The sequence below is a fragment of the Anaerobacillus alkaliphilus genome, assembly GCF_004116265.1.
Taxonomy (GTDB): domain Bacteria; phylum Bacillota; class Bacilli; order Bacillales; family Anaerobacillaceae; genus Anaerobacillus; species Anaerobacillus alkaliphilus.
This window is the reverse complement of the sequence record NZ_QOUX01000026.1, coordinates 105,630-121,128: the sequence shown is the minus strand read 5'-3', so window position 1 is coordinate 121,128 and position 15,499 is coordinate 105,630. Positions and strand designations below refer to the sequence as shown.

Annotated in this window: 14 protein-coding genes and 1 pseudogene; 12 read left to right on the top strand and 3 right to left on the bottom strand. The window is 34.7% G+C overall.

The window, feature by feature from the left end:
• Positions 1-89 precede the first annotated feature (89 nt).
• The 3 genes from DS745_RS07540 to DS745_RS07530 all read left to right on the top strand — a co-directional run bounded on the left by DS745_RS07540 (position 90) and on the right by DS745_RS07530 (position 3,489).
• Positions 90-638, top strand: coding sequence for a hypothetical protein (locus tag DS745_RS07540; RefSeq protein ID WP_129077651.1), 549 nt, complete (start codon positions 90-92; stop codon positions 636-638).
• A gap of 476 nt (positions 639-1,114) precedes the next feature.
• Complete coding sequence (locus DS745_RS07535; RefSeq protein WP_129077650.1) at positions 1,115-2,326, top strand: FRG domain-containing protein; 1,212 nt, start codon at positions 1,115-1,117, stop codon at positions 2,324-2,326.
• Positions 2,323-3,489 (top strand): DUF262 domain-containing protein, encoded by a 1,167-nt coding sequence (locus tag DS745_RS07530; RefSeq protein ID WP_206662925.1) that lies wholly within the window; start codon positions 2,323-2,325, stop codon positions 3,487-3,489. Before DS745_RS07535 ends, DS745_RS07530 begins: the two co-directional genes overlap by 4 nt.
• Before the next feature lie 382 nt (positions 3,490-3,871).
• On the opposite strand, the gene DS745_RS07525 is transcribed toward DS745_RS07530, so the two are convergent.
• The 3 genes from DS745_RS07525 to DS745_RS07515 all read right to left on the bottom strand — a co-directional run bounded on the left by DS745_RS07525 (position 3,872) and on the right by DS745_RS07515 (position 6,145).
• The gene (locus DS745_RS07525; RefSeq protein WP_129077649.1) at positions 3,872-4,351 is read right to left on the bottom strand and encodes a competence protein ComK; all 480 of its coding nucleotides are present in this window, start codon (positions 4,349-4,351) and stop codon (positions 3,872-3,874) included.
• Between the two features lie 211 nt (positions 4,352-4,562).
• Entirely contained in the window at positions 4,563-4,799 is a 237-nt protein-coding gene (locus tag DS745_RS07520) for a helix-turn-helix domain-containing protein (protein ID WP_161568205.1), read from the bottom strand.
• Between the two features lie 560 nt (positions 4,800-5,359).
• Complete coding sequence (locus tag DS745_RS07515) at positions 5,360-6,145, bottom strand: hypothetical protein (RefSeq protein ID WP_241657755.1); 786 nt, start codon at positions 6,143-6,145, stop codon at positions 5,360-5,362.
• A 237-nt stretch (positions 6,146-6,382) separates the two neighbouring features.
• On the opposite strand from DS745_RS07515, the gene DS745_RS07510 reads away from it, so the two are divergent.
• From DS745_RS07510 to DS745_RS07470, 9 genes and pseudogenes are all read left to right on the top strand, one after another.
• Positions 6,383-6,877, top strand: coding sequence for a sigma-70 family RNA polymerase sigma factor (locus DS745_RS07510; protein WP_129077646.1), 495 nt, complete (start codon positions 6,383-6,385; stop codon positions 6,875-6,877).
• Positions 6,878-6,892: 15 nt separating this feature from the next.
• Positions 6,893-7,051: pseudogene (locus DS745_RS07505) on the top strand (DUF2922 domain-containing protein); the annotation flags it as partial.
• An 807-nt stretch (positions 7,052-7,858) separates the two neighbouring features.
• Complete coding sequence (gene pseB / locus DS745_RS07500; protein WP_129077645.1) at positions 7,859-8,821, top strand: UDP-N-acetylglucosamine 4,6-dehydratase (inverting); 963 nt, start codon at positions 7,859-7,861, stop codon at positions 8,819-8,821.
• 41 nt (positions 8,822-8,862) lie between these two features.
• Entirely contained in the window at positions 8,863-10,035 is a 1,173-nt protein-coding gene (gene pseC / locus DS745_RS07495) for a UDP-4-amino-4,6-dideoxy-N-acetyl-beta-L-altrosamine transaminase (protein ID WP_129077644.1), read from the top strand.
• A gap of 4 nt (positions 10,036-10,039) precedes the next feature.
• A complete protein-coding gene (locus tag DS745_RS07490; protein WP_338324528.1) occupies positions 10,040-10,777 on the top strand; it encodes a cytidylyltransferase domain-containing protein in 738 nt (245 codons plus the stop codon).
• Positions 10,778-10,793: 16 nt separating this feature from the next.
• Entirely contained in the window at positions 10,794-11,777 is a 984-nt protein-coding gene (locus DS745_RS07485) for a PseG/SpsG family protein (protein ID WP_129077643.1), read from the top strand.
• Positions 11,731-12,258, top strand: coding sequence for a GNAT family N-acetyltransferase (locus tag DS745_RS07480; protein ID WP_129077642.1), 528 nt, complete (start codon positions 11,731-11,733; stop codon positions 12,256-12,258). Before DS745_RS07485 ends, DS745_RS07480 begins: the two co-directional genes overlap by 47 nt.
• Positions 12,259-13,293 (top strand): pseudaminic acid synthase, encoded by a 1,035-nt coding sequence (pseI, locus tag DS745_RS07475; protein WP_129077641.1) that lies wholly within the window; start codon positions 12,259-12,261, stop codon positions 13,291-13,293.
• A gap of 118 nt (positions 13,294-13,411) precedes the next feature.
• Complete coding sequence (locus DS745_RS07470) at positions 13,412-14,803, top strand: IS110 family RNA-guided transposase (protein WP_129077605.1); 1,392 nt, start codon at positions 13,412-13,414, stop codon at positions 14,801-14,803.
• Positions 14,804-15,499: the final 696 nt, after the last annotated feature.

The window sequence follows — 15,499 nt, the reverse complement described above, 5'->3', positions numbered from 1 at the left end:
TTGATTGGGTATCCGTAGGGGTACCCAATTTTAATGATTATTTTAGTTTGTATAAGAAAGACAATCAGAAACTGGAGGTATTTATTTATATGATATTGGGAGATCTTTTAATAGGTATAGTTAGTGGAGGCATTACCAGTTTTGCAGTAACTAAATATTATAAGGAAAAAGAAGAAAGAGAAAATGAGATTAAAAAGCAAATAGAAAAAGAGGAAATGGAACGGAAGCAAATACACCAAGAGTATATTGAGTTTAAACAATATTTGCATGAGCTCAAACAATTTATTAACAATATTTACTCTGTGTGGGATATAATTTCTGAAACTAAGGATAATGATATAAGTGAAACAAGAAAATCTTTAAATAAATTATATAGATATCTAATGGTAAAACCTTATGATGTTACGTCAGACTTCAAGATAATTCAGTTAGACGAGGCCTCAAGGGAACACTTGAATAATATTGATGAATCAATTACTGAGTTGATGGATTTTATTTCTAGCTCACTGGATGGTAAGTCTACATTAAATAGAGAAGTATTGGTTGAAAAAGTATTATATCTTAGTTTAGCTTTTGGAAAAACTAGAGTTACAAAAATAGAAGGAAAAACTGTCACGTGTGACTTCTACATCCCATAATATTGTGGGCAAGCCCCCTCTGTATAATAGTTAAAGTCCAAAAGTAGTGGGGTCAGACCCCCATTCATTTAAAGTATTTAAGCGATTGGAAACTACTGTGACAATCCGAAATTTGGAATGGCTATTTATTAGGAGGCCATGGTAGAGATCTTCGATTCTCTCTTCATGGCTTCTTCTTGCATTCTATTAATAAGATTCACAGTGAAACAATAACAGATATGTTGTAGATTAAGTTTGGTGAATGATACGATGAACCGTATCATAAGCAAATGAGGTATCTTATGCAATATTATTTAAAAGAGTACTAATGTACTAATTAATACGATTATGCAGTTAGTAATTAACATTTAAATTTACTCCTTATGGAAGGAAAAAGCAGTATTAATTATTAGTACGGCTTTTTAAAAAATGTATTGGAATTTTTATGTAAAGTATTAAAATAAAACTAGTAGATTATTATTAGGGTGGTGTGGGATATGGGAGTTTTAGAATATGCAATTTTTAGAGATGTTGATATTTCAAGTAAAAGCGTAAAAGAACATAGTGATTACTACACGTACATATACGAAACATATAGAAAAGATATAAAGGACATAAAGGAAAATTATACTATAGACATAATTGAAAAGAGTCTTTTAATACAATATAGTGGAGACGAGTTTGTTAAGGTACGTGAGAACATAGTTTACTTGATTGATGGATTGGAAATGATGGAAGGGGAACCAGAGGCAAATGACGATAAAATTAACTTTGATATTAAAGAAATTGATTACTTAAGTTTGAAAGAAATAATACAATTAATTCCGCAATCTGAGGATAACCAATTAAAAGTCGATTTAAATCAGTTATATGATAAAGTGGTAAATAATGAGTGGAGTGAAAGTGTTGTTGAGCAGACTTTAGCAGAAAAGTATTTAATTGAAGATAAATCAAATATAACGTTAATTAATTCTTTAGGTGATTATACTCGGTTTATACATGAATTAGAGTCAAAGTCAGTTAATAGTTATGTATCAAGAGGTCAAAAAGATTGTAGCTATGAATTAGTACCATCTATTTATAGAATTTATGAAAAAAAACAAGATGTTCATGCAAAGGGTTATGAGCATACCTTTAGACAGAAAATAGCACATTATGAGAAGGGGACAGAGGAGCGCAGTATTGAAGAACTTCGGGCTGAGGGGCAGCATTATGGACTACCAACAGAGTATTTAGATTTCACTGAAGCCCATATAATATCATTATTGTTTGCAATAGAAGATTATAAATATACTAGAAACCACTCTATTGTATTTTTTGTTGACTCAACAGCTTTCAATAAAGAGACTATAGGAAGAGAAGAAAAATTAATAAATTTACAGGATGCGAGCGAAAGAAATTATCTAAAAGATTATATCTCTTGTTCCTATTTTATCAAAGTTCCAAATATTAATGAAAGAATACATTTTCAAAAAGGCTGTTTTTTGAGGTTATCATCTCATGATTATATGGGTAACCCAGATTTCTTATCAGACTTAAAAGATAAGGTTGCGATTGCCGTAATAAATAAAAACTGTAAAGAAGATATATTAAAAGAATTATTCAGCTTAGGAATTAACTTTGAGAGCATTTATCCAGATAAAGATAATTTAGTCAAATCTATAAGATTTAATTACGAAGTAATCTTAGAAGGGGGTAAACTTAAATGATGAGATATTTTGAGGAGCCTGTTAAATTTATCAGACCAGTTTTCTCTGTTCAAGATATGGTTAAATTCATAGAAAAAGGAGAAAAGTATCTAATAGACGAAAAGGATAGTGAATTTGATGAAATTGATTATCTACAAGGGATTATACTTAGTCCAGACTATCAAAGGAATTATAAATCTACATTAAAAGAGGAAAGTTCTATAATTGAATCACTTCTAATCGGTATTCCTATTCCAGAAGTATTTCTAATTAGAACTCAAAATAGATTGCAAATGCGTCATGTAATGGATGGACAACATCGCTTAAATGCAATATATAGATTTGTAAAAAATAAATTTTCTTTGAAGGGCTTAGAGCTAAGACCAGAATACAACGGAATAAGATTTTTAGACCTAAATATAGAAGATAAAATTAAGATATTAGGTAGTCATTTATCTACATTAGAATTTTACAGTTTCCCTAATCCAGAAGAAGAAATTGAATTATTTAAGCGTTACAATACCAATACTAGAAAACTTGAAACGCAGGAAATAGATTTAGTAACTTACTTTTCAGAGTCAAATAAATATATAACTAATTTTATAAATGGTTTAATAGAGAATAGAAATGATGAGAGTTCTCAGAACTCATTACTCTACTCTATATATAATATTACTCCTAGTAGAACTAGTAAGCAGAAAAATCATCAAGAAATAGCCGTTTTACTTAATATTATAGAATTAGGATTGTTAGATATCAGAAATGCAAGCGAAATTTCTAAAGACTTTTTAATGAGAAAAGCATCATTATATAAAAATAATGAGGAGGAACAACTTGAATGGTTAATTAGTGAATTTAATAAATTCAATGAGTTTATTTTAAAAGTATCTAGTGAAATTGAATATCCTTTTTCTACAAAATTACTTAGAGAAGATGAAACTAGAGTTATTAAATTTAGTATTGGTTTAGCCATTATATACGCAACTTTATGGCATTATTATGATATTGACCTTCAAAGTCCAACATTATTAGAAGATATAATATCATTCTTTAAACTGACACCAATTGGGTCAGCAGATTATAATGGCTCCACAACTAATTTAAATATGATTGAACATTACTTATTCAGTAAAAATCAATTAAAGCTTAATGAATTTAAATCTTTCAGCTTAAAAAATCCATAAGTAGAGTCATAGAATATAAATAAATGAGAGTTTAAAAAGGGCTAGCATTAAAACTAGCCTTTAAAATCCTATTGAAGGCGTCACTGTGACAACCCGGAATTTGTCGAAGGGAAAACATGGGGAAGATCCTCGTGCTTTCATGACCTTACGGGCTCCGATTAAATAGCTTCGTCAAGGTTTAGAGGTATTTATATTGGAGTCATATCCAACTCGATTAAAGTATTAGAGCAAATAGTTAGTGAAAACTTTATAGACGTGTGTTTATGCTCTTGGATTGTGATGTGTTGAACTTATTTAAGCAGCCCTAATGATCAAGTTTATATCAGGGCTGCTATTGCTATTTGTCTTTAATTAAATGTTTAACTATATATAAAATCTCCTCTCAACTAGTAACTGACAACTCTGAGAACTGTATAATGCAACCTGCGCTGCGTAGGAGTTGTTTTTCTATTTGATAGTAAGAGACTGGGATTTCGAGTTTATATGAATTTTTAAAAATAATGACGGTATGATTTGGTTTAGTTGGATGCTTTTCAATAGCCTTTACATGACTAGGAAAGATCCAGCTGCAATGATATTGTGTTGGAGAATGAGTTGGAAAGGCAAAGATGTGAAGAATAGGATTGATCGGAATTGGAACCTTGTGTTTTACTCTCATGTGATATGATACAGCAATTTTTCTCCCTTCATAGGATGAACCGCCTATGAGACAAGCATTTTTAATCAATTCTAGAGCAGGTTTTTTGACGTAAAAGATGGCATTCTTCTCAATGACCTTTGTTTGATAATCAATATGAGCAACTGTGATAATGGCAATTGTATTTTGATTGATGGTATAGTCGAGTAAAATTTCTACTGTCATAAATAGTCTCCTTTTTATGGGGTTCTCCCCTGCTAGTAAAAGAAAAGCCTATGAATAGATGGTATGTAAAATAGTAGAAGTACCGCTTGTCATCACCTTCTTTATAGAATATAAATAAGGGCAATTAGATAGGCATTGGTAGGATTGTATTGGAGATACATATACTAGTAGGAATAGGGAGAGGGCCCTACTCCAAATTTTTAAGAATGTCTTATTGAAGTCTTTCATAAACTTCGTTTACTAAATGGCCGGGATTTATATTAAATCCTTTGGCTAGTTTAAAAATTGTCTCAAGGTTAGCGATTGATTTCGCATTTTCAATATTACTAATCGTTTCTGGACTTAAATCAGAACGAAAAGCTAGTTCTTCCTGGGATAGAGCTAGTTTCGTCCGACGCCCCTTAATAATAAATGCAAATTGCTTTTTCAGTTGATCTTGAAATTCCAAGGCTATACCCTTTTTTATCAACATTATCTAGTTGATAGAAGAGGTGAACCATCTACTAGAGTACGCGAAAAGGGAATATACGGAAAACTTTTGTTTTTTTTTATTAGAACTATACTCAATGTTTATAAGTTAATCTGAGACAGATATAGATCAGTAGAGTGATATGTTATTGAAACTAATATATTATCTTCGAGCGGTAGATATCCAAGATGGTCGGTTGCAAGCTCCCGAATGGAGCAATCTAGAAATGGGAAATGTTCAGTATCATTTTGTTAAACATCATAAATTAGAACAAATTAAATTAATAATACCTTGCCCAACAAAAATCGGAGAGTAATAAAAATAACCATTCTTCCACTCGTCTAAAACACACGTAAGAGATTTACGTCACTGTGACGCCCCCATGCCCTTGTTCCACAGATGCATGGGGACAGTTCTCGTGCTTCTTTTTGGATAGACAATTGAATTGAAAGAGTAGCATGTGCTATGAGATTACTTCAAGCATTCTGGGCCAATGTTGAAAGTATAATGGAACCGTCCCTAATGCTTCAATGCGTCCCTTAATGCGTCATTTTAATGAAAGTCGAGCCATAATATTTCGTTCCGTCCTGCTCGATTTCGTCTAGTTCACGATGAAATTCTTGCTCAAACTTGCTCACGACCACGGAATAATAGTAAGCGATAGGCTTTTTCACGTTACTAAGCTTCATTTTGCGGATGGTTTGTTTAAATGACTGGATCGCAACGTCTAGTTTTAGTGCTTGATTTTTCTCATAGACATACTTATAAGCCGCAATCTCTGTCATCCGCCAGTACTCTTCTATGTTCTGAAAGCTATCAAAAAAGCATTTGACTAATTTCACAAAAGGTTGCGGAACTTTTTCACTTGTGTAACTGTGGTCGAGCTCATTACGATTCTCTATTTCTTTAATAGTTTTTAAAGAAGTAGTTTTATTAGGGGGGTTCAATTTTTCTGGCTTGGGTGGTTCAGGTCGACGCATAAAGACATACAAGTTGCTAGATTGACCGCCGTTTTCGCGCACTAATTCGTGAGTGATGAGCATGCCGATCTGTTTTGCTTTTACAATCATTCGTTTCATTGTTGATCTTGATATTCCGTTTCCGTTGTACTCCTCGTTGATCGTCTTCAGCAATGTACCGATCTTTACATTGGCTACCCCAACAACTTTTACCGCATAGCGACTTAAGTACATGAGAGCAATGCGTTCACTTTTTGAAAAAATTCGTGCGTGCTCCTCTAACCAGCCTCTTACATGTCTATTAAATTCCTCCACGCTTTGAAACTGTGAAAACCTCGTAAACTTTTCAATTTGTCCATTTTTCATGTTTTTGAACTCCCCTTTCATTTATAGATACCTACTTTTCGAAAAAGAGGTGGGGAGAGAATTCATAGAAAGATTAAAGTTTGACCTAGTCAAAGTTTAAATTCTACCTAGTTTACAGTTTAAGTTTGTTACGTCAAACACCAATTTCGGCCATATGACACTCCAAGTGCGAACCGCAATAATAAGGGTAACCGCGGAATATTTGGAAGGCGCGCTTTCCGCCGGAGTGTTCATGAAATGGACTTTGAAGAGTTAGTTGAACAATTTGAACCAATTATTAAGAAACAAATCAAAGTGCTGAGAGCTTACCAATACAATGATGAGCTGTACCAGATTGGCTTACTGGCGATGTGGGATGCGAGTAGAAATTATCAGGAGGGGAAAGGCTATTTCCCTGCCTATATAAAAAAATATGTTCGAGGACGAATGCTAAATTTTTTGCACAAAGAACGCAGTTACTATGCGAGTTTATCCGATTCTCCATTTATGGAGGAAATTGTGGCGGGAGTACCATCTACCTGGGTGACGATTTCATTACGACCCGTCCTCCCGTTTTTAACAGAAAGAGAAAAGTTTTGGCTCATGGAATATTTAGAATTTGGTAAAGGTCCAAGTCAAATTGCTAGGGAGCAGAATGTCTCGGTCAATACGGTAAAGTCGTGGCGCTTGGAGGCTATCAAAAAATGTAAGCAGCACCTCCCCACCCATTTGGCCCGGGACATGTATGTTTAGGGTGAAGGGGGCCGAAACGTCACGATTTCGCTAGATGCCCCAATCGAGCCTGTGGACGCGGCGAAAGTGTCCTTGGTGATGGATTTAGTGCTAGCTCAGGGTGCATTCGTTTCAAGCGCTGGCTTCTTAGTGAGCAAGGTTGGGGCGCGCGTTGTCGAGCGCAATGTATGTTGAGCAGGTGCAGATGGTTTAGGGATTGGCTAGGGGAGGAGCTGTTGGTGGCTCCTTCCTTTTCTACAGGAGGTACAGTGTATAAAAATGCGTTCGGATCATAAGTTGGCTAATTTGGATCATAAATTGATCATTTTGGATTGGAGGATCGTCACTGTGACACCCCGAAAAAACCTTGTTGTAGGTCATGTTTTGATAGTTTATCCGCTATTATCCTCACCAAAGGTTTTTAATAACTACATAATTTAGATTGAATATTAGTAAATAGCGCTCCCGACTTGCACTAAATACCACTCAAATCTGTATCACGATTCACATGTTTCTTACTACGAAATAACAGATAGTTTACTAGTTTCCTATTTGTCATGTGAAAGCCCTGAAAGTTTAAACATCTCCCCACATGTGCATACAAACCTTTATTCCAAACAACTTTAAGAATGAGTTGTTGTTGAAACAATTTATTTGAAATAAATCTTATAAAAAAATTAAATATAAAGAAAAAATACAAAAAATAAAAATACATGCCGATATATTTATTGGATGGGAAGTAAGTGAGACTACTCCAGATGACTGAGATATTATGGGAGATGATCCTATCAACTAAGTTGGTGCAACTCGGTGAAATTACCAAAAAGAAGTCATTAGAGTGTCGAATTTTGACATGTTATAATTATAGATAGACAATAGCTTCATTTTAAATGATGGTCAAAACTTTCGTGCGATTGATTTTGAGCGATTATCTAAGTGTCTAGGAAGGCATATAGAATAGAAAGATTAATGCGTAACTTTATATAATAAGGAGACTAAACAATGTTAAGTAATAAAACAATATTAATTACTGGTGGAACTGGATCTTTTGGAAAAAAGTTCATAAAGAGAGTTTTAGATTTAGATGTTAAGAAAGTAATTGTGTTTAGTCGTGATGAGCTTAAGCAATTTGAAATGGCTCAAGAGTTTACTGATCCTAGAATTAGATTTTTTATTGGAGATGTTAGAGATAAAGATCGTTTATATAGAGCTTTTGATGGGGTTGATATTGTCATCCATGCAGCGGCGTTAAAGCATGTGGGTGCATGTGAATATAATCCTTTTGAAGCGGTAAAGACAAATATCAATGGAGCACAGAATATCATTGAAGCAGCCATTGATCGCGGTGTTACAAAAATAATTGCTTTAAGTACTGATAAGGCAGCTAGTCCGGTAAACCTATATGGTGCAACAAAGCTAGCATCAGATAAACTCTTTGTAGCTGCAAATTCTTATGCTGGTGATAAAGATACTCGATTTGCAGTAGTTCGATATGGAAATGTAGTGGGTAGCCGTGGTAGTGTAGTACCATTCTTTAAGAAAATAAAAGATACGGGTGAGATACCGATTACGGATGAACGTATGACACGTTTTTGGATAACGTTAGATCAGGGGGTACAGTTTGTATTAGACAGCCTAGATCGTATGAAGGGTGGAGAAATCTTCGTGCCGAAAATCCCAAGTATGAAAGTGACAGACTTGGCCGAAGCAATCGCACCGGAATGTTCAATTAAAATTGTGGGCATTCGTCCAGGAGAAAAATTGCACGAGGCAATGATTACTGAAGATGATGCGCGTCGTACATTAGAATATGACAAGTATTACGTTATTCAACCTGAGTTTCCTTGGTGGAGAAAAGAGTATTCAAACGGTGGTAAAGCATTGCCTGATGGCTTTAGTTATATCAGTAATGTAAATGATCATTGGTTAACTGTCGATGAATTAAGAGAATTAGTAAAAGAATAAAGTTATTCTTCGATATTGTATGGGAAGGAAGTTTATTTTAAATGGAGAATAAGCCAGTTAGAGAAAGTTATTTACCTTATGGGCGCCAAACGATTGAAGATGATGATATACAAGCAGTAGTTGAAGTTTTAAAAGGTGATTATTTAACAACAGGACCAGCAGTTCAAAAATTTGAGAAAGAATTTGCTGAGTACGTAGGAGTAAAGTATGCAGTAACGTTTTCAAACGGCACTGCCGCTTTGCATGGAGCTTGTTTTGCAGCGGGAATTGGGGAAGGTGACGAGGTAATTACTACACCTATGACGTTTGCTGCAAGTGCAAATTGCGTACTATATCAAGGTGGTACACCAGTCTTTGCTGATATAGATAATAGCACCTATAATATTGATCCCAAAAATATTGAGGAACTAATCACCGAAAAAACTAAGGCAATTATTCCAGTACATTTCACCGGACAACCTGTTGCGCTAGATGAAATTCATGCTATTGCCAAGGAACATAACTTAATCGTAATAGAGGATGCTGCCCATGCCTTAGGTGCTACTTACAAAGGTAGTAAGATCGGATCCACAAGTGATATGACAATGTTCAGTTTGCATCCAGTAAAGCATATTACCTCCGGTGAAGGTGGAATCATTACCACCAATAATAAAATTTATTATGAAAAGTTAATTCAATTTCGTTCACATGGTATTACTCGTGACAACGACAAGCTAATGGACAATCATGGACCTTGGTACTATGAAATGCAATTTCTCGGCTATAATTATCGTTTAACTGATATTCAAGCTGCGCTGGGATCAAGCCAACTTAAAAAGATCGATCGATTTGTTGAGACAAGAAGAAAATACGTAGATATGTATAATAAAGCGTTTCAAGAAGTTCCTGAGATTACTATACCGTTTCAAGCAGATGACTGTACATCTAGCTGGCATCTTTATATCATTCGTCTACATTTGGAACAGTTAACAGCGACAAGAAAAGAGATTTTCGAGGCTTTATTACGTGAGAACATTGGAGTAAATGTACACTATATACCAGTTCATCTTCTCCCATATTATCAACAACTAGGGTACGAAAAGGGCATCTGCCCTATTGCAGAAGAGTTGTATGAACAGATAATTACCATTCCGCTATTTCCTGGGATGACAGAAGATGATGTAAACGATGTAATTGCTAGTGTTACCAAGGTAATCAATCATTACAGAAAGTAGGAAAATGATGAAAGTTGGAGCGATTATACAAGCGAGAATGGGGTCAACAAGATTATCTGGCAAAGTAATGAAAGAAATAAAAGGAAAAACTGTTCTGGGTCACGTAATAGAACGAGTAAGTCAATCTACATTAATTGATCAGATTGTTATAGCAACAACAGATCTTACTAGAGATAATGTGATTGAAGTTGAAGCAAAGAAATATGGAGCAAACGTTTTTCGAGGTAGTGAAAAGGACGTTCTAAGCCGATATTTTTATGCTGCTAAGCAAAATAATATTGATGTTGTTGTAAGAATAACTTCAGATTGCCCTTTAATAGATCCATTTGTAGTAGATGATGTGGTTAGTAAATTTTTAGAACACAGATATAACCTTGTAACAAATGCAGGTTCGGATCATTGTCAAAGAACTTACCCACGTGGTTTAGATACCGAGGTATTATCTTTTGCAGCCTTAGAAGACGCCTACCATCATGCAAAAGAGGAATACCAAAGAGAGCATGTTACACCATATATTTATGAGCATAGTAATAATATTCATTATGTTATGAATGAAACTGATTATTCAAAGTACCGCTGGACCTTAGATACCGAAGAGGATTTTGAGTTAATTAATGAGGTTTATAAAAGATTATATAATGGCAGTCACGACTTTTACCTTGAAGACATTGTCCAGTTGTTTGTAAAAGAACCAGACTTGTTTAATATAAATGCACATATTGAACAAAAGAAAATCAACTAGCAAGAGGATGAATTCAATGAGGGTCTTGATTTTTACAGAGGGTGGAAGTCAAATAGGGTTAGGGCATATTTCCAGGTGCAGTTCTTTATATGATGAGTTAGAACTTAGAGGAATTGATGTTGAGTTTATTTTACATGGTGATTTAAACGGAGTTGGCATTATAAAAGATAGAAAGTATAAAATGGTCAATTGGCTTTCTACCAATTTTTTAGATCATTATATAAGAGAAGATGATCTTTGTGTTGTAGACTCTTACTTAGCTTCTGAAGACTTATATAGACAGATATCTAATCGTGCAAAAAAAAGCTTATTCATTGATGATAATGCTAGAATTAACTACCCAAAAGGGATTGTAGTAAATCCATCATTAACCACAAATGAAGATTTACATCCCATTAGTAAAAATAATATCTACTTACTCGATAATAATTATGTAATTTTACGCCGCCCTTTTATCCAAGTTAGAAGAGAAACCATCAGTACGGAAGTTAATGAGGTTCTTATTACCTTAGGTGGTTCGGATATTCATAATTTAACTTCTCTTCTTTTAAAGTTGGTTAGAAATAAATATCCAGGAATTACATTGAATGTAGTAATTGGACATGCTTTTGCTAATATACCCGAAATCGTAACAACTAGCATGAACAATATTAACTTCTACCAGAATGCTTCAGCTGAGGAGATGAAAACGATTATGTTGAAGTCTGACGTAGCTATTACAGCAGCTGGGCAATCAATTTATGAATTAATGGCTACTCAAACACCATTTATCCCCATAAAGGTTATAGAGAATCAGGATAATAATGTACTTGGACTAAAAAAATATAAACTTATCGACTCAGTCATTACCTATAATGATCCATTATTCAGTGAATTGGTTGGAAGTGAATTACAGAGAATGATGGACCTTAATACAAGGAAAGAATTGATTGTTAAATATCAGGAAGTTGTAGATGGTAACGGTACAAAGCGAATTATTGATGCTTTGGTTGGGGAGTGATCTTTTGTTAGAAAAATTATTCTTAAGGAAAGTTAAAGCAGAAGATGTTCTTGACGTTTATAATTTGTCTAATGAAGACGCTGTTAGAAAGTTTTCTATTAACCCCGAAAAAATTATTTGGGAAGAACATCTAGTATGGTTTGATAATATCTTACATTCTAATGAAGTTATTTTTTATGTTATAACAGACTGTTCTGATCAATTTTTAGGACAGATTAGATATAAAATAGAAGAAAAATCTGCAATCGTAAGTCTAAGTTTATGTGAAACAATTAGAGGCAAAGGCTATAGTAACAAATTACTGAATGAGAGTTTAACGCTTATTAGTGAGGAACGTAATAAGTTAGAGACTATCATAGCATTTGTTTCTGAAGATAATGTGGCATCTAAAAAACTGTTTGAGAAAGCAAATTTCTTATTCTGTGAAAATAAAAGTGGAATGCTTCAGTATATGTATTCAATAAATAGAGGAGCAAAATAAATGCTTATTGACAACTTTGACATTTCAAAAAAAGTATTCATAATAGCAGAAATGTCAGCAAACCATGGACATGATATAACGATTGCAAAAGATACAATAAAAGCAGCCAAAGAAGCTGGGGCGGATGCAATCAAACTACAAACATACACCGCTGATACAATTACATTAGACTGCGACAATGATTACTTCAGGTTAAACCAAGGGACTATTTGGGACGGCAGAACTTTATATGATCTTTATAAAGAAGCATATACCCCTTGGGAATGGCATAAAGAGTTGCTGGATTATGCCAAAGAAATTGGGATCATCTGCTTTTCAAGCCCATTCGACAACACCGCAGTTGACCTTTTAGAAAGCCTAAATGTACCAGCTTACAAGGTAGCTTCATTTGAAATGACAGACATACCTTTAATAGAGTATATTGCATCTAAGGGGAAACCTGTGATTATCTCTACTGGAATTGCAACTCTTGCTGAGATTGATGAAGCAGTAAGAGCCTGTAAAAGCGTTGGCAATGACCAAGTAATTCTACTGAAATGTACTTCAGCCTATCCAGCAAAAATCGAAGATGCAAACTTATTAACCATGCAAAATCTAAAAGACACTTTTAATGTAGAAGTAGGTTTATCCGATCATACCTTAGGTGTAACAGTACCTATTGTTTCTGTTGCGTTAGGTGCGAAAGTGATAGAGAAGCATTTCATCCTAGACAAAAGCATTGGTGGCCCGGATGCTAGCTTTTCATTAGACAAACAAGAATTCAAATTATTAGTCGACTCAGTAAGGGACGCAGAAAATTCACTGGGGACTGTCAATTACGAGCTTACAGAAAAAAAGCTTAAAAGTAGAGAATTCTCTAGGTCTCTATTTGTAGTGAAAGATATGAAAGAAGGAGAAGTCTTTACTACTGAAAATGTTAGATCAATAAGACCAGGATATGGATTGAAACCTAAACATATCGGAGCAGTTCTTGGTAAGAAGGCTAGAATGGACATTGCCAAAGGTACACCAGTCGGCTGGGACATTGTAGGGTAGTTAATCGTGCCTAGTATAATAAATAGTTGGGCTAAATAAAAAATACCATCGTTTTCATGTACAATGGAAGGACCTATCACAGAACTTCCAAAACCCCTCACCACAAGGAGATGAAACGATGGTATACACATTATTGAACCATATTCAAGGAAAAAAGGGAAGTCGATGGGCTAAGTTTCTTCAAACAGCTGGCTTGGAAAATATTTTAATAGTAGCGGTAGATGCTGCTAAATATACGCATAAAGCTATGATTTGTACTTTTTATGGGGAGATCCTAAAGAAACCCTTCGAGTTTGATGCTTCTTTAACTGGTCATAATCAACTCATCAGTCAAATTGAAAAGGTAAGTCAAGAGACTGGGAAACAGTCCATAGTTATTGGTATTGAAACGACGGGACACTATTATGAGGACCTAGTTCGTCATTGGCAAGGGAATAGTTACTATGTTCGAATAATAAACGCAGCTACTACATCTGAAGAGAGAAAAGCACTATTAAACCGCTCTAAAACTGACAACCTTGATCTATTAGCTATTACACAATCAGTGATAAACGGTCGTGGAACAAGTAGTGAACTACCTTCAGGATCTGTGCATGAGCTTCAAAAGCTCACAAGAGCTCGACGCACAATCGTCCAGGAAAAGACAGCTCTCCAAAACGAAATAAGAGTTCATATTGATCATATATTTCGAGAATTTCAAGGAATGAGTATATGGAGAGATGGTAAACGAGTTCATGTTCAACCCTTTGAGAAACTTTTTGGGAAGGCTGGCCGCTATTTGATGCGTCATTTTATACACCCTAGCGATATCATTAACCTAGGTGTTGATGGATTAAGAGAGATATCGATTAAAGAAAACCTTAAGATACGCGATTCTTCTATACAATTACTTTTAGAATTCGCAAGTAATTCCATCTCAAGACCAAAGGAAGAGTTAGAAATTGATCACTTTTTACTTGTTCATAAGCTAGATCGGCTGGAACTAGTAAATCAACAGATTGATGAAATGGAACAGAAGATTGCTAGTTTATTCATTGAAACAGAAGGTGCTGTCTTGTTAACTGTACCAGGAGTTGGACTAGTGACTGGTGCGGAATTGTATGGCGAAATGGGTGATATATCGGATTTTGACCATGCAGGACAGTTAATTAAAATGGCAGGCACGAATCCTATTGTAGTGCAATCTGGCGGTCGAAATCCGACTTATCATTGTATCTCTCGAGAAGGAAGGCGTACATTTAGAAATAGTGTGTATCAAATAGGAAAGTCACTTGCCATGCACAATCCAAAGATGAAGAAACAATATCAAGAAATGAGAGATAGAGGCAAATATGCAAGACAAGCGTATATAGCCTTAGGAAATCGCATGATCCGTTTAGCCTTTGCCATGATTCGTAAACAAACAATGTATCAATCAGAAGAAGCAGATTATACTTTACTAGCTGAATTGACCAAGAAACTTAAAGCCCAACATGTTAAACGCTTTTACACAAGATACTTTGCAGTATAGATTACAACCAAAGTGTAAGTAAATATAGTAAGAAACATTGATAAATAGAGTGTCCCTAGGACGTCAGATCACATCGAATTTTGTGCCTGAGGCAATATTGACCTCGCGTGACAGCGTTATGGATCTTGTCCTATAAATACGAATAATACGTGAAGACAAAGCTTAAATAACTAGGTGGTATCCCTATAGGATGAAAATGCAAGATCCTTTCACGTTCTAGAGACATTCTATGATATAATTCTGTGATAGTTGAGTCTTGAAAAAAATGGAAAACGAAGGCTTATTTAAGTCCGCCTCTTTAAGGGGAAAAGATCTACTTGACCTTTAAAGCATTATACGCTGTCACCACCCGGAATTTGTAGAATGATAGTGGTTGACAAACACAATGAAATCTTGTAAATACTTTGAATATCTTTGAAAGTTAGAGGCAGTTGAAAGATCATTTCAGTAGAACTTTCAACTGCCTTTTATTTAAAAACTGGAGTTTTCAGTGGCATTCAAGATGCTTAATGATTTTTTATCTATTATTAAAATGAAGGAATCGCACTGTGATAACCCGAAGTTTAAGAGCAAAAATATTTAGTTAATGATTGTCAATTTCTACAATAAGTAGAATTCGACAAACCTCTATGGTTCCCCCAGTAAGTTACAGAACACCTTGTGATTACGACCGTTTAAAAGTTCCACCATTGACAT

What these genes read in the sequence shown, in the direction of transcription:
- DS745_RS07540 (WP_129077651.1), top strand. Translation starts at nt 90, where the DNA reads ATGATATTGGGAGATCTTTTAATAGGTATAGTTAGTGGAGGCATTACC.
- DS745_RS07535 (WP_129077650.1), top strand. Translation starts at nt 1,115, where the DNA reads ATGGGAGTTTTAGAATATGCAATTTTTAGAGATGTTGATATTTCAAGT.
- DS745_RS07530 (WP_206662925.1), top strand. Translation starts at nt 2,323, where the DNA reads ATGATGAGATATTTTGAGGAGCCTGTTAAATTTATCAGACCAGTTTTC.
- DS745_RS07525 (WP_129077649.1), bottom strand. Translation starts at nt 4,351, where the DNA reads ATGACAGTAGAAATTTTACTCGACTATACCATCAATCAAAATACAATT.
- DS745_RS07515 (WP_241657755.1), bottom strand. Translation starts at nt 6,145, where the DNA reads ATGAAAAATGGACAAATTGAAAAGTTTACGAGGTTTTCACAGTTTCAA.
- DS745_RS07510 (WP_129077646.1), top strand. Translation starts at nt 6,383, where the DNA reads ATGGACTTTGAAGAGTTAGTTGAACAATTTGAACCAATTATTAAGAAA.
- pseB (WP_129077645.1), top strand. Translation starts at nt 7,859, where the DNA reads ATGTTAAGTAATAAAACAATATTAATTACTGGTGGAACTGGATCTTTT.
- pseC (WP_129077644.1), top strand. Translation starts at nt 8,863, where the DNA reads ATGGAGAATAAGCCAGTTAGAGAAAGTTATTTACCTTATGGGCGCCAA.
- DS745_RS07490 (WP_338324528.1), top strand. Translation starts at nt 10,040, where the DNA reads ATGATGAAAGTTGGAGCGATTATACAAGCGAGAATGGGGTCAACAAGA.
- DS745_RS07485 (WP_129077643.1), top strand. Translation starts at nt 10,794, where the DNA reads ATGAGGGTCTTGATTTTTACAGAGGGTGGAAGTCAAATAGGGTTAGGG.
- DS745_RS07480 (WP_129077642.1), top strand. Translation starts at nt 11,731, where the DNA reads ATGGTAACGGTACAAAGCGAATTATTGATGCTTTGGTTGGGGAGTGAT.
- pseI (WP_129077641.1), top strand. Translation starts at nt 12,259, where the DNA reads ATGCTTATTGACAACTTTGACATTTCAAAAAAAGTATTCATAATAGCA.
- DS745_RS07470 (WP_129077605.1), top strand. Translation starts at nt 13,412, where the DNA reads ATGGTATACACATTATTGAACCATATTCAAGGAAAAAAGGGAAGTCGA.